Genomic DNA, 18,418 nt, shown 5'->3' on the forward strand with positions numbered 1-18,418 from the left:
CGGAGCGAGGCGCCGACCGAGGCACGGTCGCCGGCTCCGGGGACGATCAGTCCGCGCGCAGCGTCTTCTGGAACCGCTGCAGCGACACCGGCTCGGCCGTGCGCAGGTGCTGCGCGAACAGGCTGATCCGGAGCTCCTCGAGCTGCCAGCGCGCCCGCACGAGCCGCTCGGGCGCGTCTGCGGGCAGCGGGATCTGGCCCCCGGCCTCGGCGTAGAGCGCGAGCGCGCGGTCGATGTCGTTCTGCCAGGCGCGGTCGCGACCCGGCTGCTCGGTGAGCCCCTTCATGCGGGCGACGATCCCGTCGAGGTAGACGGGGAGCCGTTCGAGCCGGTCGAGGCCCGTGCGCGAGACGAAGCCGTCGAAGACGAGGCCGTCGATCTGCTTCGCCGCGTCGGCGACCTGCCCGAGCACCTGGATCGACTTGGCCGCGTCGATCGCCTTGCGGGCGAGGCGGGCGCCATCGAGCACGCGCGCCAGGAGCGAGATGGCCGCGTAGATCTCGTCGATGAGCGTGCGGGCGTAGTCGTCGGTGATGGCCTGGAACGTCGCGGCGTCCCACACGAGTCCGTCGGGGGCGTGGCGTCGGATCACGCGGTCCGCCGCGGCGAGCGAGACATCAGCGATCGCCTGCTCGAGCGTGCGATATGGGCCCGCCCCGAGCAGGAGTTTTTCCTGGTTCGAGAGGTGGTCGCGGACGTAGCTCGCTGGCGAGGGAGAACTCAGCGTCACGAGCCGCCGGATGCCGCGCACCGAGACCCTGCGCTGCTCGGCCTCGTCGGCGACGAGGCGGAGGTCGACGCCCGTCCGGCGATCCACGATCGCCGGATACGCGCGCACGACCCCGGCACCGGCGCCGCCGCGGCCGCGCGCGAACTGGCTGTCCACGTGCCGGGGCAGATCGCCGAACTCCCAGGTGGTCACGCCCGTCCGCTCGAGGCCGCTCTTCGGCATCGCGGCTGCGGCGACCTTCGCGACGCCCTGCGTCGCCTGCTCGCGATGCTGGGATTGCAGCTGGGCGAGATCCTTGCCGGTGCCGACGGTGCGGCCGCGGCCGTCGACGACGCGGAAGGTCGGGGTGAGGTGCGCGGGCAGGCGCGACGGATCGAAATCGGAGGGGGCGACGACGACGCTCGTGCGGCGACGGATCTCGTCGGCGAGCAGCTGCGTGATCGCTGGTGCTGGCGTGCCGGGAGCCACGGGCGCGTCGAGATTCGTTCCCACGGCCGCGAGCAGGGTTTTCGCCCAGTCCGCCGCCGGCACGACGTGCTTGCGGATCGCCTTCGGCAGGGTCTTGATCAGTGCCGTGACGAGCTCCTGGCGGAGCCCGGGCACGAGCTTCTCGAAGTCGCCGCCGTCGAGCCGGGGGAGGAGCGGCAGGGGAACGTTGACCGTGACGCCGTCCTCCTCCGACGTCGGGTCGAAGCGGTACTTCAGCCGCAGCGTCTGGTCGCCGTGCCGCCACTGGCGCGGGAACTCGGCCTCGTCGACCTCGTCGGCCTCGTCCTCGATGAGGTCCTCGCGGCGCATGTGGAGGAACTGCGGGTCCTGCCGCCGCTTCTCCTTCCACCAGCCCTCGAAACCCCTGGTCGAGTGCACGTCGGCGGGGATCCTGGCGTCGTAGAACTCGAAGATCGCCTCGTCGTCGATCAGGATGTCACGGCGCCGCGTGCGCTCCTCGAGCTGCTCGAGCTCGCGGCGCAGCTGCCGGTTCGCGCGGTCGAAGGCCTGCGGCGAATCCCACTCGCCCTCGACGAGCGCGTGCCGGATGAACAGTTCGCGGGCGTGCTCGGGATCGGTGCGGGCGAGCTGCACGCGCCGGCCCTGCACGATCGGCACGCCGTAGAGCGTAACCCGCTCGAGCGCGACGGCAGCGCCCTGCGACTTCTCCCAGTGCGGCTCGCCGATCTGGCGCTTCGCGAGGGGGCCTGCGAGCTCCTCGGCCCACGCCGGATCGACGACCGCGTTCGAGCGCGCGAACAGGCGCGACGTCTCGACGAGCTCGACGCTCATCACGACCTCTGGCGGCTTCTTCGCGAGGACGGATCCGGGATAGAGCACGAAGCGGGTGCCGCGGGAGCCGAGGAACTCCTGTGCCGGCTTGCGCTTCACCGCCCCCGGCACGTTGCGGCCCTGGGCGACGCGGCGATCCTGGCGGTCGTCGCGGACGCCGAGCTGCGAGAGGAGGCCCGCGAGCACGGATCGGTGGATCGCCTCGAACGGGGCGCCGCCAGCGGGCGCCGGAATTGCGTTCGGGTCGATCCGGGCGGCGACGGATCCCGCGCCGGATCGCGGACCCTCGGGGGCGTTGCGGCGTTTGCTGCCGCCGCGCTCGCCACCGTTGCCGCCGCGCCGATCGCCGCCGGAGCGCTGGGCGCGCTGCAGCTGCCGGAACAGGTCCATCCACTCGCGCACGCGCAGGAAGTTCAGATACTCGGCCTTGCACAGTCGCCGGAACGCGCTCGACGACAGCTCATCCATCCGCTCCTGCAGATAGTTCCACAGGTTGAGCAGCGTCATGAGGTCGCCCTGCGGATCGGCGAAGCGGGCGTGCAGCTCGTCGGCGCGGCCGCGCTCCGCCTGCGGGCGCTCGCGCACGTCCTGGATCGTGAGGCCGGCGACGATCGCGAGCACCTCGTCGACAACGCCGTGCCGACGCGCCTCGACGACCATGCGCGCGAAGCGCGGCTCGATCGGGAGCCGGGCGAGCTCGCGACCGACGCCCGTGATCTCGTGGGTGCCGCGCGTGCGGCCGCGGCTCGCGCCGCCCCGCCCGGAGCCGCCGCGGCCTGATCCGCCGCGTCCGCGCCCGCGGCCCGTTCCGCGCTCGCCGCTGCGATCCTCGCCGCGCTCGCCCGGTCGCCCGTTCGCCGGTGCCGATCCGGATCCGGCCGCGCGCACCGCGCCCAGCTCCGTGAGGAGGCCGAGGCCGTCGGCGATCCCGCGCTGATCGGGGGGAGTGAGGAACGGGAAGCCCTGGATGTCGCCGAGGCCGAGCGCGAGCATCTGCAGGATGACCGAGGCGAGCCCCGTCCGCTTGATCTCGGGCTCCGTGAACTCGGGCCGGCCGAGGAAGTCCTCCTCGGAATAGAGCCTGATCGCGATGCCGTCGCTCGTGCGGCCCGAGCGGCCGGAGCGCTGGTTCGCGCTGGCCTGCGAGATCGCCTCGATGGGGAGCCGCTGCACCTTGCTGCGCGCGCTGTACCGCGAGATGCGGGCGGTGCCGGCGTCGATCACGTATCGGATACCCGGCACCGTCAGCGAGGTCTCGGCGACGTTCGTGGCGAGCACGATCCGGCGCGTGCCACCCGCGCCGGGCTCGAAGACGCGGTGCTGCTCGGCGGCGCTCAGGCGGCCGTAGAGGGGGAGGATCTCGGTGCGCTGGGCGCGGCCCCGCGAGCCGCCGCGCAGGCGACCGTTGAGCGCGTCGGCGGCGTCGCGGATCTCCGCCTCGCCCGACAGGAAGACGAGTACGTCGCCTGGCGCATCGCGACCGAGCTCGTCGACGGCCTCGCCGATCGCGTCGAAGAGGTCGCGCTCGACCGTGCGAACCTTCGGCGCGCCTCCCTTCGGATCAGGGACTTCGACCTTCTCGACGAGCGGCCGGTAGCGCAGCTCGACCGGATACGTGCGCCCGGAGACCTCGATGATGGGGGCGGGCTCGCCGCTCGCGTGGTCCGCGAAGTGCTGGGCGAACGACTCTGGGTCGATCGTCGCGCTCGTGATGATGACCTTGAGGTCGGGGCGGCGGGGCAGCAGGGTCTTGAGGTAGCCGAGCAGGAAGTCGATGTTGAGGCTGCGCTCGTGCGCCTCGTCGATGATGATCGTGTCGTAGGCGGTGAGATCGCGGTCCCGGTGGATCGCGTTCAGCAGGATGCCGTCCGTCATCAGGCGGATCTTCGTGTCGGCCGAGACCTTGTCGGTGAACCGCACCTGGTAGCCGACGAGCCCACCGAGCTCGGAGCCGAGCTCCTCGGCTATGCGCTCCGCGATCGTGCGCGCGGCGATCCGGCGCGGCTGGGTGTGCGCGATCCGCTCGCGCCCCATCGCGAGCGCGATCTTCGGGAGCTGCGTCGTCTTGCCGGATCCGGTCTCGCCCGCGACGATCACGACCTGGTGATCGCGGATCGCGGCCTCGATCTCGGTCCGCATCCGGGAGACCGGAAGATGCTCTGGCAGCTCGATGCGCACGGGGTTCGTCATAACCCGCCCATTATCGCAGGGGCGCGCGGGCGGGCGGCGTGAGTGTCGCGGGATTGCGCGCGCGTGCGGCGGAGCGCTCGCTGCGAAGTCCCTGACCGGTCCGCGGAACGGGCCTTCGAGCGGCGCCGGATCCGCAACAATGTATAGGCGACGTATTCACGACGAATATGCTGTGGAACGATTTCCAACGGACGGAAGGCGCACGATGACCGCACTCGACATTCCCCGCATCGAACTCCGCGACGGGACCTCGATCCCGCAGCTGGGGCTCGGCACCTATCTCGTAGCGCCGGAGGACACCGAGCGCGTCGTGGCCGAGGCGCTCGAAGCGGGCTACCGCCACATCGACACGGCCATGATCTACGGGAACGAGGCCGAGGTCGGCGCGGCGATTCGCAACAGCGGGATCCCGCGCGAGGAGCTCTTCGTCACGACGAAGCTCTGGAACTCGGATCAGACGCGCGCCGTCGAGGCGTTCGAGGAGAGCCTGGAGAAGCTCGGGCTGGAGTACGTCGACCTCTACCTGATCCACTGGCCCCAGGCGATGTTCGGCGAGGCGCTCGAGGCGTGGAAGGGCCTGATCGAGATCCAGAAGTCGGGCCGCGCGAAGTCGATCGGCGTCTCGAACTTCGAGATCGAGGATCTCCAGCAGATCATCGACGAGACCGGGGTCGTGCCCGCCGTCAATCAGATCGAGCTGCACCCGCTGCACCAGCGCCCCGAGCTCACCGCGTTCTGCCGGGATAACGGCATCGCGATCGAGGCCTGGGGTCCGCTCGCGCAGGGCAAGTCGGACCTGCTGGAGCGCCCCGAGGTGCTGGCCGCGGCCGAGGCGCACGGCAAGTCGCCCGCGCAGGTGCTGCTCCGCTGGCACGTGCAGCAGGGTCGGATCATCTTCCCGAAGACGACGCGCCGCGAGCGCCTCGTGGAGAACGCGGACATCTTCGACTTCGCGCTGAGCGACGACGAGGTGGCCGCGATCGACGCCTACGAGGCGGGAACGAACCTCGGCCCCGATCCGAGGACCTTCGACATCCGGTAACCAGGAGGGGTCCGGGGTAAATTCTGCGTTTCCTATGGATTCGCAGGGTGTTTCCTGCGTTATTCTCATCAGTGGGTCGCCACGCACCGCGGCGAGCGACCCACTCGCGAGACCCAGGAGGACCCATGCCGCGCACACGCCGGACCGCAATCGGGACGGGACTCGCGGCGCTCGCCGCCGCGGCGCTCCTGCTTTCCGGCTGCTCCGGAGGGGGCCCCGATCCGAGCACCCTGAAGTTCTCGTTCACCGCGCCGGAGGGCGGCTGGCTCACGCCCGGCTACGCACAGGGATTCGGCACGCCCATCGAGCTCGACGACCAGGAGTCGATCTGCGGCGTCTCCGACGACGGCACCGTGCTCGTGAAGCGACTCGCCGGCCCGATGTCGGAGGAGGAAGTCGCGAAAATGGGAATCGTCGGCATCGACCTCGCCTCCGGATCCGAGCTCTGGAAGATCCCCGGCAGACAATGCCACGAGGACCAGTTCGCCGGCGGCGTGCTCCACCTCTCGCCCAAGGACATCTATCCAGGCGCCTCGATCGCGGCCGGCGACGAGCAGAACTATCTCCGGATCGACCCGAAGACGGGTCAGCAGATCGGCCGACCCTATCTGCGCGCGGAGGCGCCCGCGACGATTCGGGTCCTCAGTGACGAAGACGGCGCCGTGCTCCTGGAAATCAACAATCACCTGGTGGTCAAGGCCAAGGACGGCCAGATCGAGTGGCAGTCCGAGGAAAGCAAGCAAGTCGAGGAGTGCGTCTACATCCTCGGCGCCGACAAGATCGGCTGCGAGACGCCCGCGGACGAGGGCACGTATCGCGTGCTCGACGCCAAGACCGGAGAGATTCTCGTGCGCGAGACCGCGAAGAAGGCGGGAGCAACCTCACCAGAGTGGTACACCGACGGCTACTCCATCGGGCCCGAATCATCCTCAGAGGGCGAGGTGAGCTACTTCGATTACGCGGGGAAGAAGCTCGGTACCGGAACCACCGACGTCATGCCGTTCTCCCCGACGGGCGCGTTCTACGCCTTGGCGACCGCGAAATCGACACCGATTCCGCAGCGACGGTGGTCACCGACGCAAGCGGTGACGCGATCGTGGTGAAGGACATGGCAAACGTCGTCCTCTACGACGCGAAGGGCACGAAGCGCGAATCGGCCACGTACAACGTCGATGACATCGTTTGCATCAACGGGATCCTCGTCGCTCGCAACGCGGGCAGCGGGGGAACGGTGATCCCGCCGAAGGCGTGACATCGGAAATGGCCGCGGCCGAAGTCGAACGGAACAGGAAGTAACTATGAACACGCAGGTGCGACGCCGGAGCGCGGCCGCGCTCACGGCACTCGGAATCGGGGCGGCGCTGCTCCTCGCGGGGTGCTCCAAATATCCCGACCCGAACGGCCTCACGTTCCATCCCGAGGGAACGAAATCCGGCTGGATGCTCGAGGACTACAAGAACGGTCCCGGCGAGACGATCCAGATCAAGGAAGGCGAGGACGTGTGCGGCTTCTCGAAGGACCACACGGTTCTCGTGCGCATGCTTCCGCGCCCCACAAGCAAGGCCGGGTACGCACGCTCGGGGATCGTGGGGATCGACACCGCGACCGGCAAGGAACTCTGGAATCTCCCCAGCCGCGCGTGCAACCCCACCGACATGATCGACGGCGTGCTCTACATGTCGCCGAACCAGTGGTACGGGGAAAGCCCGATCAGCGACATGGACGACCGTAACTACTGGCGGGCGGATCCGAAGACGGGCAAGCAGATCGGGCAGCCGTACATGGTCGCGGATCGGGCACAGTTCTTCCAGGTGCTCGGCGAGCACGACGGATCGGTCTACGCCTCGGTGAACAATGGCCTCGTCGTGAAAGCGACCGACGGAAAGATCGACTGGCAGACCGATCCGCCCCAGGAGTCCACCGACTGCGTGCTCATCCCGAACGGGAAATACGTCGGCTGCGCGACCACGGGCGATCTCGGTACCTACAAGGTCGTCGACACGAGCACGGGCAAGCTCACCGTGCCAGAGACCCCGAAGTCGGGCGAGGTCGCGTCGATTGAGTGGTTCTCCGATGGGTTCTCGCTCGGCCCGCAGTCGTACAAGGACGGCGAGGCCACTTACTTCGACTACACGGGCAAGAAACTCGAATCGCACGGCACGGTGATCCTGCCCGGCGCGCCGGCTGGCGTGTTCTACTCCATGGCCGACGCCAAGGAACGCAACACGGTGAATGCCGTCAACGCGAAGGGGAAGCCGGTTGCCGCGTTCGACGATAACGGCGTGAAGTTCTTTCCTTCAGGGGCCGTGTACGAGTCGTACTCAACCCCCGACGTTCAATCGAGCGCCTCGGGGAACACGGTCCTGGTCGTGGACGACAATGAGGCGAAGTTCTTCGACGCGAAGGGGAAGCAGTACGGCTCGGCCCCCGCACCGGGACAATCACTCGAGATCATCGATGGTGTGATCCGCTCCTATGACAGCGCGACCGGCGCCGGTGTGCTGGTCATGCCGAAGAAGTAGGCTCGGCCCATCACCCCAGTGCACAATTTCCCGTTCGGACGCAGGATCGACATAAGGAGCTCGGCATGACACGGAATACCCCCACGACGATCACCCTCACCGGGGCCGGCGGCCAGATCGGCTATGCGGCGCTCTTCCGGATCGCGGCGGGGGACATGCTCGGGCCGGATCGGCCCGTGCGGCTCCGGCTCCTTGAGATTCCGCAGGGAATGAAGTCCGCCGAGGGCGCCGCGATGGAGCTCGCGGACTGCGCGTTCCCGCTGCTCGAGGGCGTTGAGCTGAGCGACGATCCGAACGTCGCATTCGACGGGGCGAACGTCGCGCTGCTCGTGGGCTCGCGGCCCCGCGGGCCGGGGATGGAGCGCGGCGACCTCCTCGCGGCGAACGGCGCGATCTTCGGGCCGCAGGGCCGCGCCATCGGGGTGCACGCCGCAGACGACGTCCGCGTGGCGGTCGTCGGCAACCCGGCCAACACCAACGCGCTGATCGCGCAGCGCAACGCTGGCGACGTGCCCGCCGAACGCTTCACCGCGCTCACCCGCCTCGACCACAACCGGGCCGTCGGACTGCTCGCCGCGCAGGCATCGCGGCCCGTCACCGCGATCGAGGGCATCACCATCTGGGGAAACCACTCGGCCACCCAGTACCCCGACCTCAGCCACGCGACCATCGACGGGGCACCCGCCATCGACGTCGTCGGCGCCGAGTGGGGCCGCGGCCCCTACATCGAGCGCGTCGCGAAGCGCGGCGCCGAGATCATCGAGGTGCGCGACGGATCCTCCGTTGCCTCCGCGGCGAACGCCGCAATCGAGCACGTGCGCGACTGGGTGCTCGGCACGCCTGCCGCGCGGGACGGGGGACCGGCCCCGTGGACGAGCGCGGCGATCCACTCGCGCGGCGAGTACGGAGTGCCTGAGGGGCTCATTTCCTCGTTCCCGGTGCGCTCCGCCGGCGGCGAGTGGCAGATCGTCGAGGGGCTGTCGGTTGACGAGTTTTCCAGGGGCCGGATCGATGCCTCCGTCGCGGAGCTCGTCGCAGAGCGCGAGGCCGTCGAGGAGCTCGGGCTCGTCTGAGGCGCAGGGCGCGCGGCCGTGCCTCGTGCCTCGTGCCCTGCGTGTGCCTCGTACCTCGTGCCCTGCGCGTGCCGCGGGAACGGCTCGGCGCTCTCGGGCCGGGGCGGATCCTGATCCGATGTGAGTTGGGTTCTGATCGGTTTCGGGGCGGGCGCAGGCCCGGTTTGGGTCAGGTCCCGATCCGTTTCGAGTCGGATCCCGATCCGATTCGGAGCGGATCCGCGGCGGATCCGCGGCGGATCGGCGCCGTTTCACGCCCGGTCCGGTCAAAGCGTGCCGCGTGCGCGCCCTAGGATAGAGAGTATGTCCAAGGTACTTTCTTCTCTTCCCGTGGGCGAGCGCGTCGGCATCGCCTTCTCCGGTGGCCTCGATACCTCCTGCGCGGTCGCGTGGATGCGCGAGAAGGGCGCGGTGCCCTGCACGTACACCGCTGACATCGGCCAGTATGACGAACCTGACATCGACGGCGTCGCCGACCGCGCCAAGGAGTACGGCGCGGAGATCGCGCGCTACGTCGACGCGAAGCGACCCCTCGTCGAAGAGGGCTTCGTCGCCCTCCAGACCGGCGCGTTCAACGTGCGCTCCGGCGGCAAGACCTACTTCAACACGACGCCCCTCGGCCGCGCCGTGACGGGCACGCTGCTCGTCCGCGCCATGAAGGAGGACGGCGTCGACATCTGGGGCGACGGCTCCACCTACAAGGGCAACGACATCGAGCGGTTCTACCGCTACGGCCTCATGGCGAACCCGTCGCTGCGGATCTACAAGCCGTGGCTCGACAAGCAGTTCGTGGAGGAGCTCGGCGGCCGCCACGAGATGAGCGAGTGGCTCGTCGCGCACGGCTACCCCTACCGTGACGCCACCGAGAAGGCTTACTCGACCGACGCCAACATCTGGGGCGCCACCCACGAGGCGAAGAAGCTCGAGTTCCTCGACGCCGGCCTCGACATCGTCGAGCCGATCATGGGCGTCGCCGCCTGGCGCGAGGACGTCGAGGTTCCGACCGAGGAGGTGTCGGTGCGTTTCGAGGCGGGCCGCCCCGTCGCAATCAACGGCGTCGAGTACGACGACCCGGTGGCGCTCGTGTTCGAGGCGAACGCGATCGGCGGCCGCCACGGCCTCGGCGTCTCCGACCAGATCGAGAACCGCATCATCGAGGCGAAGTCGCGCGGCATCTACGAGGCGCCCGGCATGGCGCTGCTCCACATCACGTACGAGCGGCTCGTCAACGCGATCCACAACGAGGACACCCTCGCCAGCTACCACAACGACGGCCGCCGCCTCGGCCGCCTCATGTACGAGGGCCGGTGGCTCGACCCGCAGTCGCTCATGCTCCGTGAGGCGCTGCAGCGCTGGGTCGGCTCGGCCATCACGGGCGAGGTCACGCTGCGCCTGCGCCGCGGCGACGACTACACGATCCTCAACACCGAGGGCCCCAACCTGAGCTACCACCCCGAGAAGCTCTCCATGGAGCGCACCGTCGGTGCCGCCTTCGGCCCCGAGGACCGGATCGGCCAGCTCACGATGCGCAACCTCGACATCGCCGACTCGCGCTCTCGCCTCGAGCAGTACGCGCAGCTCGGCCTCGTCGGCGGCGCGACCGCCGAGCTCGTGGGCGAGCTCGAGAAGGGTGGTGCAGAGGAGATCGCCGAGGCGGTCACCGGCATCAACGAGCACGCCGACGTGCTCGGCCTCTCGGCCGCGTTCGACACCGGCACGGACTAGGCGCTCGGTCGCAGCGAAACCCCCGGTCGGCAGCGAGAACACTCGCGGCCGACCGGGGGTTTCGCGAGTGCGCGGTCGCGGTGCGCGGGTTGCGCGTGTGCGGGTGGCGCGTGCGCGGGTTGCGCGTGTGTTGGGTTGCGCGTGTGTTGGGTTGCGCGTGTGCGGGTTGCGCGGGTGCGGGCCGGGGCAGGTGGCGCGTGCTGCGGGCCGAGGCAGGTGGCGCTCGAACCGGTGCCCGGACCCCAGCGGGAGACCCGCTGGAAGCGTTCACAAAATGAGCGATGTGCGTTAGATAAGTCGAAAAACGCGAATTCGGGCTTATTTAACGCACATTGCTTATGGAACGCACGCCCAGGAGCGGTCCCGGGCGATGCCAAGGGCGGAAGGGTCGGAGCCGGACGGGGCTGGGTTCAGGACCGGACGGAGCTGATGTCTCGATCGTCTGCGGCCGATACCGGTGCCGGTGCGTTGTCCTTGCGGCGCGCGGGTTTCCCACGCGTGGAACCCGCTGGAGGCGATCACAAAATAAGCGATGTGCGTTAGATAAGTCGAAAAACGCGATTTCGGGCTTATCTAACGCACATTGCTTATGGAACGCACGCCCAGGGCAGGGAGGGCGGCGGGCAGGAGCTCGGCCAGGGCAGGAACTCGGCCAGGGCAGGAGCTCGGCGAGGGCAGGAGCTCGGCGAGGGCAGGGCCGAGGCCGACGCACCGCGGCGCGGCCGGGGAGGGCCCCCGCACACGCGAATGGCCCCCGGTTTCCCGGGGGCCATTCGTCGTGGACGCGCTGCGCTTAGGAGGCGCGGCGCGCGCGGGCGGCGCGGCGCTTCAGGGCGCGGCGCTCGTCCTCGCTGAGGCCGCCCCAGACGCCGGAGTCCTGGCCGGTGTCCATTGCGTACTGCAGGCACATCTCGGTGACGGTGCAGCGGGCGCAGACGGCCTTCGCACGCTCGATCTGCTCTACGGCAGGGCCGGTGTTGCCGACCGGGAAAAAGAGCTCCGGGTCAACGGTGAGGCACGCAGCCTGTTCACGCCAATCCATCGTGGGGTCCTCCTAGTTGTACTTCGCACAGGCGCGAATACATGAGAGGCCGGGTAGCCTAGAACTCGCGCCGTGATCACCTGTGTTGTGGCTGAGATTGCCCACCTCGGTGTGCGCGAAACTCGACGGGTTATATAGTTTCACGGTTACAAGCGCAAATCAATAGGTAATGTTAAATCGCCCCGAAAGAGAGCCGAAATGACCTCGACACCTGCAGAACACCTTCGTTCACGCGCTGCGTGGGTGATTCTGCGCGTCCTGCTCGCGCTCGAGACCATCGCGGGCGGGGTGCTGCTGTGGGACGTCGTGGTCGGGTTCATCCGTGCCGCGGACGAACCTTTGACGCAGCGCCTGAGCCTGCTGCTCGCGGTGGCGATCTGGTGGTTGTGGATCGCGATCACGCTTTTCGGCGCCCTGCGCGGGCGGGCGAGTTGGGTGCGCGGATCGGCGCTGACCATCCACGTGTTGCTCTTTGCCGCGGCAACGGGGGTGCTGCAGGGGATCCTCGGACCCATGGTGGGTCTCGGGGTCGCCCTGCTCGCGGCGGCCCTCATAGGGTTCGTCGCGGCGATTCTGGCGCGACCGAACCTCGAGCAGGGGTCGGTCGCGAGCGGCGAGACCGCGAACGGCTGAAGCGCGCCGCGACGGGCGCGCTGCGAACTCAACGACGGGCGCGCTGCGGACACCGCGACGGGTGCGCCAGCGGTGAGCAGTTGCGCGTTCGCCCGGCCTCAGACGCCGAGCATCTTGCGCACGCGCGCGACGTGGCCCGTGGCCTTCACGTTCATGAGCGCGTGCTCGATCGTGCCCTCCTCGTCGATGACGAAGGTGGACCGGATCACGCCCTCGACGATTCGGCCGTAGCTGTTCTTCTCACCGAACGCCCCGTACGCTTTGTGCGTGACGAGCTCGGGATCGCTGAGCAGCGGGTACTCGAGCCCGTCGCGGTCCGCGAAGCGGCGCAGGCGCTCGACGGCGTCCCGAGAAACCCCGATCACGCGGTATCCCGCGGCCTCGAGGGGGGCCGTGGACTCCTGGAACTCGCAGGCCTCCTTCGTGCAGGCCGGGGTCATGGCCTGGGGATAGAAGAACATCACGACCTTCGAGCCGCGGAACTCCGCGAGGGTCCGCGTCTTGCCATCCTGATCGGGAAGCGAGAAGTCGGGGGCGGGCATACCTGGTTCGAGAATCACGCGTGCGGCCATGCCCCCAGCCTAGCGAAGATGGCTGACCGGCCGGTGCGCGGCTGACTGGCCGGTGCGTGGCTGACCGGCCGGTGCGCGGCTGACCGGCCGGTGCGCGGCTGACCGGCCGGTGCGCGGCGGATCGGCGCGGCCTACTTCAGCAGGCGGCGCAGCGATTCGACGCGGGCCGCGCCCATCGCGTCGAGTCGGCCATCGGCGATCGCAGCGTCGAGCTCGCAATCGGGGGAATCTGCCTGGTGGGTGCATCCGCGCGGGCAGCCGTCGATGATCGCCGCAAGGTCGGTGAAGCCGCGCAGGATGCCGTCGGTGGTGACGTGGCCGAGCCCGAACGAGCGGACGCCGGGGGTGTCGATGACCCAGCCGGAGTCGCCGTTTGCACACCCCGGCGTCGCGGCGCGGAATGCGACGGAGGAGGACGAGGTGTGCCGGCCTCGGCCCGTGACCTCGTTCACGTGCCCCGTCGCGCGCGCCGCATCTGGAACGAGCGAGTTGATGAGCGTCGACTTGCCGACGCCCGAGTGCCCCACGAACACCGTGGTGCGGCCGGCGAGCACCTCCCGGATCTCGGCGAGCGGCTCGTGGCCGATCGCGGAGCGGAACACGGGCACCTCGAGGGCGGCGAAGTGCGCGAGAAACGGCTCGGGATCGGCGAGATCGGTCTTCGTAATGCACAGGAGGGGCTGGATCCCCGCGTCGTAGGCGGCGACGAGATAGCGGTCGACGAGCCGCACCCGCGGCTCCGGGTTGGCTGCCGCCACGACGATGAGCATCTGATCGGCGTTCGCGACCATCACTCGCTCGACGGTGTCGCTGTCGTCCGCGCTGCGCCGGAGCAGCGTGCGGCGCTCGTCGATGCCGACGATGCGCGCGAGCGTCCCGGGATCGCCGCTCGTGTCTCCGACGAGCTGGGCGCGGTCGCCGATCACGATCGGGGTGCGGCGCAGTTCCCTTGCTCGGGCGGCGATGATGTCGCGCTCCGTCGGGTCCTCCGCGTCGGCGCCCTCGGGGATCAGTGCGGAGTAGCGGCCGCGATCCACCGCAGTGACCATGCCGGTTACGGCATTCGCGTGGTCGGGGCGGCGTTTCGTGCGCGGCCGGTTCGCTTTCGGATTGGGGCGCTGGCGCACTTGGTGGTCAGCGTATTCCCCGTACGGCACGTCCTCGTCGTCGTCGATCGGGAGCCAGCTCACGAGCCGCCCAGCCCCTCGAAGATGCCGCTGAGGAAGCCGCCCAGGGCGAGGCTGCCGTTCGAAGGAAGCGTGCTCTCGTCGGCGGTTTCTCCGCTCGCGGGGGCGATTCCGAGCATGCGGTGCCAGAGCGAGGTGAACTGCGGCAGGGTCTTCGAGGTGCTCGCGACGTCTTCGACCTCGACGCCGGGAACGCAGAGCCCGATCAGGGCCCCCGTGGTGGCCATCCGGTGGTCGGCGTAGCTCTTCCACACGCCGCCGTGAAGCTCGGCCGGCCGGATCCTGATCCCATCGGGAAGCTCTTCCGCGGAGCCGCCGAGCCCGTTGATCTCCGCGATGAGTGCGGCGATCCGGTCGGTCTCGTGATGCCTGATATGCCCGATCCCGGTGATTTCGCTCTCGTGTCCCTGCTGCGCGGCGAGGGCGGCGAGGCCGACGAGCGTCGGCGCGAGTTCGCCGGCCTCGGGGATGTCGAGGCGTGCGCCGGAGATCTGCCCGGAGCCGGAGACGGTGAGGGTGCCTGCTTCGTCGAGTTCGGCGGTGCCGCCGAACGCGGTGAGGAGTTCGCGGAGCTGATCGCCCACCTGGGTCGTCTCTGCGGGCCAGCCGGGAACGGAGACCTCCCCGCCGACGGCGATCGCCGCGGCGAGGAAGGGGGCGGCGTTCGACAGATCGGGTTCGATCCGTTCATCGCGCGCGGCGATCGGCCCGGGCGCGACCGTCCACTCGCCAGGGGCGGGGGATTCCGCGGCGACACCGCGGGCCCGAAGCGCCGCGAGGGTCATCTCGATGTGCGGTGTGCTGGGGACGCGGTCGCCCGTGTGCACGACGTGCACGCCCTCGGCGAAGCGCGGGGCGGCGAGGAGCAGCGCGGAGACGAACTGGCTCGACAGCGAGGCGTCGAGTTCGACGCGCCCGCCACGCAGCCCGCCGGTGCCGTGCACCGTGAACGGCAGGGAGCCGCGCCCCTCGTCGGAGATGTCCGCTCCGAGCGCGCGCAGCGCGTCGAGCAGGGGACGCATCGGACGCTTCCGCGCGTAGGGATCGCCGTCGAAGGCGACCGGTCCGAGCGCGAGCGCGGCGATCGGCGGCACGAAACGCATCACCGTTCCCGCGAGGCCGCACGCGATCGATGTGCTGCCGAGGAGCTCGGCCGCGGGCTCGATCCGCAGGTCACCCCCGAATTCGCCGCCCCCAGGCAGCTCTTCGATGTGCGTGCCGAGCGCGCGCAGGGCATCGATCATGAGGGCAGAGTCGCGCGAGTGCAGCGGGGCGCTCAGCGTGCCGGGCCCCTCGGCGAGCGCCGAGAGCACGAGCTCGCGGCCGGTCAGCGACTTCGAGCCGGGGAGCGGAACGCGGGCGCGCAGCGGCCCCTCCGCCACGGGTGCGGCCCACGGGGGCGTCACTTCTCCCGCGCCCTCTTCCGAGCGCGCGCCATCGTCATCTTTGCCCGAGTTCATCTTCGCGATCAGCATCGAGACGAGTCTATCCGGGACCGCCGACAAAGGCCCGGGATCGGGCATGGCGCGAGCACCGCCGCGCTCGCGCAGCGCCCAGGGGGAGCGGGATAGGATCGAAATGTGAGTGATTCCGCCGAGCAGACCCGTCTCGAAACGCGCTTCAAGGACGAGGCGCTGCCCATGCTCGACCAGCTTTACGGGGCCGCGATGAAGATGACCCGCAACCCGCAGGACGCGCAGGACCTCGTGCAGGAGACCTTCCTCAAGGCGTACTCGGCGTTCGCGTCCTTCCAGGAGGGCACCAACCTGAAGGCGTGGCTGTACCGGATCATGACGAACAGCTACATCAACACCTACCGTAAGAAACAGCGCGAGCCCTTCCTCGGGGTGGTCGAGGATCTCGAGGACTGGCAGCTCGGCGGCGCGGAATCGACGACGGCGATGTCGGCGAAGTCCGCCGAGGCCGAGGCGATCGACCGCACCCCGGACACCGTCGTGACCGAGGCGCTCAACGCGCTGCCGGAGGATTTCCGCATGGCCGTCTACCTGGCCGATGTGGAGGGGTTCAGCTATCAGGAGATTGCCGACATCGCAGAGGTGCCGATCGGCACGGTGATGAGCCGTCTCCACCGCGGCCGGGCCCGGTTGCGCAAGACGCTCGGGGAATACGCGGGCGAGCAGGGCGTTGGACTGGGTACGAAGGAAACGTCAGCGGCGAAGAAAACGGCTGCGAAGGGAGACGCGTGATGAGCGACTGCGGTTGTGACAAGGCGAAGGCCAATGTGTACGAGCTGCTCCGCGGTGAGCTCTGCGCCGAAGAATCGGCCCCGATCCGCGAGCACATCGCCAACTGCGACGGCTGCCGAGACGAGCGGAACGCGTGCGCCAGCCTCACTGAGGTCGTGAAGCGCGCCTGCGACGAGGAGAACATCGCGAACTGCCCGCCGGAGGAGCTGCGCGACGCGATCCTGAAGGGGCTGCGCGAGCGGGTCTGAGCCCGGCGCCGTCAGGCGACGAACGCGGCGTGGAGCGTCGCGAGTTCCGCGTCGGTCATGCCGTGCGCCCGCAGATAGTCGCGCACGCTCCCGAAGCGCGTCTCGACCGCGTCGAGCGCGTTCTCGATCGCGCGCGCGGGTGTGCTCCCGATCAGCCCGCGGATTTCCGGGGTGATCTCGAGTCCGCGCTGCCGCACGAGCTCCAGGTGCGCCTCGAGCCATGCGCCCCGCAGGTTGGCCTCGGACGCGACGTAGTCGTCGACGACATCGTCGCGGTCCACGCCGGCTGCGAGCAGCGCGAGCGCCGCGACCGCTCCCGTGCGGTCCTTGCCTGCGGTGCAGTGGAACAGGGTTGCTCCGGCCGGACGGAGGTCCCCGGCGCCACCGCCGAGCAGCCGGAGGGCCTCGATGAGCGTGTCGGCGTGCTCGAGGTAGATGATCTCGGTGAGCGAGAATACGTCGAGCCTCCGGGCGACGTGGGCGCCAGCGCTCGGGAAGATCGGATGCGCGAGGAGTTCGGTTACGCCGTCGACGTCGTCGGGGGCGAAGGCCCGCTCCGAGTCGTCGCGCAGGTCGATCACCCTGGCGATGCCGAGTTCGGCGAGCTGCGCGCGGCCCGGCTCACCAATCCTTGCCAGCGCGTCGGAGCGGTAGAACGCTCCCGGGCGGATCGAACCGCCGTCGGCGCGATACCCTCCGAGGTCACGGAGGTTCCAGGTGCCTGCGATGGGGAGCGGAGCGTTGGCCATTCCGCCATCCTCGCAGATCCGCGCGCGGCGCGGGGCGAGTGGACCGGGACGCACGGGGCGCCCGGAGCGAGGCGAGCGGACCGGGGCGCCCGGGGGGCCCGGCGCTGGGCGCTAGTCGCGGAGCGCCGCCGCGAGCTCGCCAGGGCACGCCTCGTGGAGGTTGTGCGGGCCGGCGACGGTGACGACCGCGGCGCGGGGGAGTCGCTCCCGCCACTCGGTCTCGAGCGAATCGTCGACCATTCCCTGGTCGGCCCGCACGAGCCCGATCCTGAGGCCGGCGGCCGAGAGCCCGGCGAGGGCCAGCCACAGCGGCTCGGCGGGATCCGTCGCCGCGTCGCCGGGTGATTCCGCCGCGGCCGCGGTGACCCCGCCGGGGAGCCCGTTGAGGTGCGCGAGGTGGTGCGTCCACTCGAGCCGACCGTCGGGGCGTCGCCGGGTATTGAGCGCGACACCGCGGGTGAGCGCTGCACGATCGGATCCGATCCCGAAGCGGACCGCCCGATCGACGATCTCCTCGATCGACCCGTAGTCCCGCTGGCCCGTGATGAACTCCGCGACCCCGCCGGGAGCGTCGGGAGCCCCCGGTCCGCCGGGAGCGTCGGGAGCCCCCGGTCCGCCGGGAGCGCCGGGAGCGTCGGCAGCACCCGGAGCGGGGCCCCCAGCGGCGGCATCGGGATCGGGATCGGCGCCGTCATCGGGCCCGGGAACTGCTGCGGCGGCCGCGCGGCGCGCGACCCCCGGGGTGATGTCGACGAGCGTCAGCCGCGATACGAGCTCGGGGCTGCTCGCGGCGACGATGGCGGCGACGAGGCCGCCGAGCGAGTGCCCGACGAGGTGGACGGGAGCCTCCGCACTCACGCCGGCCGCCGCGAGCGCGTGCGCGACGGCCGGCGCGATCGTCTGCGGCCGGTAGTCGGCGTCGGAGCGCCAGTCGCTGCGTCCGTGCCCTGGCAGGTCGACGGCGAGCGCCGGTCGAGCGAGTGCGAGGAGCATCGGGTCGAAGCTGTGCGCGTTCAGTCCGGCGCCGTGGAGCGCCGCGAGCTCTGGCGGGTCCTCCGGGGAGAAGGCGAGCGCTGAGATGGTGCGGCCCTCGCCGTCGGGCAGGGAGATTCGGCGCACCTCGGGGAGCGGCGCTGATCGGCCGATCCGCTTCGCGTCATCGGCAAGGAAGCGGAATTCATCGTCTGCGGGGTCACCTGCGGCGGTCATGCGCTCAG

At 69.9% G+C, this 18,418-nt stretch carries 16 protein-coding genes; 9 read left to right on the top strand and 7 right to left on the bottom strand.

The window, feature by feature from the left end; genetic code table 11:
- Positions 1–46 precede the first annotated feature (46 nt).
- Entirely contained in the window at positions 47–4,201 is a 4,155-nt protein-coding gene (locus JD292_RS02495) for a DUF3418 domain-containing protein (RefSeq protein WP_200131151.1), read from the bottom strand.
- Between the two features lie 205 nt (positions 4,202–4,406).
- Here JD292_RS02495 and JD292_RS02500 point away from each other — a divergent pair, with 205 nt between their 5' ends.
- The 6 genes from JD292_RS02500 to argG all read left to right on the top strand — a co-directional run bounded on the left by JD292_RS02500 (position 4,407) and on the right by argG (position 10,563).
- Positions 4,407–5,243 carry an aldo/keto reductase gene (locus JD292_RS02500; protein WP_200131152.1) on the top strand — a complete coding sequence of 279 codons (837 nt, stop codon included), beginning with the start codon at positions 4,407–4,409 and terminating at the stop codon, positions 5,241–5,243.
- 125 nt (positions 5,244–5,368) lie between these two features.
- Entirely contained in the window at positions 5,369–6,346 is a 978-nt protein-coding gene (locus tag JD292_RS02505; RefSeq protein WP_200131153.1) for a hypothetical protein, read from the top strand.
- Positions 6,310–6,495 (top strand): hypothetical protein, encoded by a 186-nt coding sequence (locus tag JD292_RS02510; protein ID WP_200131154.1) that lies wholly within the window; start codon positions 6,310–6,312, stop codon positions 6,493–6,495. The genes JD292_RS02505 and JD292_RS02510 overlap by 37 nt, the downstream gene beginning before the upstream one ends.
- 46 nt (positions 6,496–6,541) lie before the next feature.
- On the top strand, positions 6,542–7,765 hold the full coding sequence (locus JD292_RS02515) for a PQQ-binding-like beta-propeller repeat protein (protein WP_200131155.1): 1,224 nt from the start codon (positions 6,542–6,544) through the stop codon (positions 7,763–7,765).
- A gap of 65 nt (positions 7,766–7,830) precedes the next feature.
- Positions 7,831–8,838: a malate dehydrogenase gene (locus JD292_RS02520; protein WP_200131156.1), complete on the top strand. Its 1,008-nt coding sequence runs from the start codon at positions 7,831–7,833 to the stop codon at positions 8,836–8,838.
- 303 nt (positions 8,839–9,141) lie between these two features.
- Positions 9,142–10,563, top strand: coding sequence for an argininosuccinate synthase (gene argG, locus JD292_RS02525; protein WP_200131157.1), 1,422 nt, complete (start codon positions 9,142–9,144; stop codon positions 10,561–10,563).
- Between the two features lie 793 nt (positions 10,564–11,356).
- Here the strand turns inward: argG and JD292_RS02530 are convergent.
- Complete coding sequence (locus JD292_RS02530; protein ID WP_200131158.1) at positions 11,357–11,605, bottom strand: WhiB family transcriptional regulator; 249 nt, start codon at positions 11,603–11,605, stop codon at positions 11,357–11,359.
- A 198-nt stretch (positions 11,606–11,803) separates the two neighbouring features.
- On the opposite strand from JD292_RS02530, the gene JD292_RS02535 reads away from it, so the two are divergent.
- Positions 11,804–12,238, top strand: a complete 435-nt coding sequence (locus JD292_RS02535) for a hypothetical protein (RefSeq protein ID WP_200131159.1) — start codon at positions 11,804–11,806, stop codon at positions 12,236–12,238.
- Positions 12,239–12,336: 98 nt separating this feature from the next.
- Here the strand turns inward: JD292_RS02535 and bcp are convergent, their stop codons facing one another.
- From bcp to aroA, 3 genes are all read right to left on the bottom strand, one after another.
- Positions 12,337–12,810, bottom strand: coding sequence for a thioredoxin-dependent thiol peroxidase (gene bcp, locus JD292_RS02540; protein WP_200131160.1), 474 nt, complete (start codon positions 12,808–12,810; stop codon positions 12,337–12,339).
- 131 nt (positions 12,811–12,941) lie between these two features.
- Positions 12,942–14,000, bottom strand: coding sequence for a ribosome small subunit-dependent GTPase A (gene rsgA / locus JD292_RS02545; protein ID WP_200131161.1), 1,059 nt, complete (start codon positions 13,998–14,000; stop codon positions 12,942–12,944).
- Positions 13,997–15,472, bottom strand: coding sequence for a 3-phosphoshikimate 1-carboxyvinyltransferase (gene aroA, locus JD292_RS02550; RefSeq protein WP_200131162.1), 1,476 nt, complete (start codon positions 15,470–15,472; stop codon positions 13,997–13,999). Before aroA ends, rsgA begins: the two co-directional genes overlap by 4 nt.
- Positions 15,473–15,577: 105 nt before the next feature.
- Here aroA and JD292_RS02555 point away from each other — a divergent pair, with 105 nt between their 5' ends.
- Together JD292_RS02555 and JD292_RS02560 are read left to right on the top strand one after the other, a co-directional pair.
- Positions 15,578–16,204, top strand: coding sequence for a sigma-70 family RNA polymerase sigma factor (locus JD292_RS02555; protein ID WP_200131163.1), 627 nt, complete (start codon positions 15,578–15,580; stop codon positions 16,202–16,204).
- Positions 16,204–16,452 carry an anti-sigma factor family protein gene (locus tag JD292_RS02560; RefSeq protein ID WP_200131164.1) on the top strand — a complete coding sequence of 83 codons (249 nt, stop codon included), beginning with the start codon at positions 16,204–16,206 and terminating at the stop codon, positions 16,450–16,452. Before JD292_RS02555 ends, JD292_RS02560 begins: the two co-directional genes overlap by 1 nt.
- A gap of 11 nt (positions 16,453–16,463) precedes the next feature.
- On the opposite strand, the gene JD292_RS02565 is transcribed toward JD292_RS02560, so the two are convergent.
- Positions 16,464–17,201, bottom strand: a complete 738-nt coding sequence (locus tag JD292_RS02565) for a tyrosine-protein phosphatase (protein ID WP_200131165.1) — start codon at positions 17,199–17,201, stop codon at positions 16,464–16,466.
- A 111-nt stretch (positions 17,202–17,312) separates the two neighbouring features.
- Positions 17,313–18,410 (bottom strand): alpha/beta fold hydrolase, encoded by a 1,098-nt coding sequence (locus tag JD292_RS02570; RefSeq protein ID WP_200131166.1) that lies wholly within the window; start codon positions 18,408–18,410, stop codon positions 17,313–17,315.
- Between the last annotated feature and the right edge of the window lie 8 nt (positions 18,411–18,418).

This window comes from Leucobacter edaphi (assembly GCF_016522535.1).
Classification (GTDB): Bacteria; Actinomycetota; Actinomycetes; order Actinomycetales; family Microbacteriaceae; genus Leucobacter; species Leucobacter edaphi.

What these genes read in the sequence shown, in the direction of transcription:
- JD292_RS02515 (WP_200131155.1), top strand. Translation starts at nt 6,542, where the DNA reads ATGAACACGCAGGTGCGACGCCGGAGCGCGGCCGCGCTCACGGCACTC.
- JD292_RS02520 (WP_200131156.1), top strand. Translation starts at nt 7,831, where the DNA reads ATGACACGGAATACCCCCACGACGATCACCCTCACCGGGGCCGGCGGC.
- JD292_RS02505 (WP_200131153.1), top strand. Translation starts at nt 5,369, where the DNA reads ATGCCGCGCACACGCCGGACCGCAATCGGGACGGGACTCGCGGCGCTC.
- JD292_RS02535 (WP_200131159.1), top strand. Translation starts at nt 11,804, where the DNA reads ATGACCTCGACACCTGCAGAACACCTTCGTTCACGCGCTGCGTGGGTG.
- JD292_RS02560 (WP_200131164.1), top strand. Translation starts at nt 16,204, where the DNA reads ATGAGCGACTGCGGTTGTGACAAGGCGAAGGCCAATGTGTACGAGCTG.
- argG (WP_200131157.1), top strand. Translation starts at nt 9,142, where the DNA reads ATGTCCAAGGTACTTTCTTCTCTTCCCGTGGGCGAGCGCGTCGGCATC.
- JD292_RS02495 (WP_200131151.1), bottom strand. Translation starts at nt 4,201, where the DNA reads ATGACGAACCCCGTGCGCATCGAGCTGCCAGAGCATCTTCCGGTCTCC.
- aroA (WP_200131162.1), bottom strand. Translation starts at nt 15,472, where the DNA reads ATGCTGATCGCGAAGATGAACTCGGGCAAAGATGACGATGGCGCGCGC.
- bcp (WP_200131160.1), bottom strand. Translation starts at nt 12,810, where the DNA reads ATGGCCGCACGCGTGATTCTCGAACCAGGTATGCCCGCCCCCGACTTC.
- JD292_RS02530 (WP_200131158.1), bottom strand. Translation starts at nt 11,605, where the DNA reads ATGGATTGGCGTGAACAGGCTGCGTGCCTCACCGTTGACCCGGAGCTC.
- JD292_RS02565 (WP_200131165.1), bottom strand. Translation starts at nt 17,201, where the DNA reads ATGGCCAACGCTCCGCTCCCCATCGCAGGCACCTGGAACCTCCGTGAC.
- JD292_RS02500 (WP_200131152.1), top strand. Translation starts at nt 4,407, where the DNA reads ATGACCGCACTCGACATTCCCCGCATCGAACTCCGCGACGGGACCTCG.
- JD292_RS02570 (WP_200131166.1), bottom strand. Translation starts at nt 18,410, where the DNA reads ATGACCGCCGCAGGTGACCCCGCAGACGATGAATTCCGCTTCCTTGCC.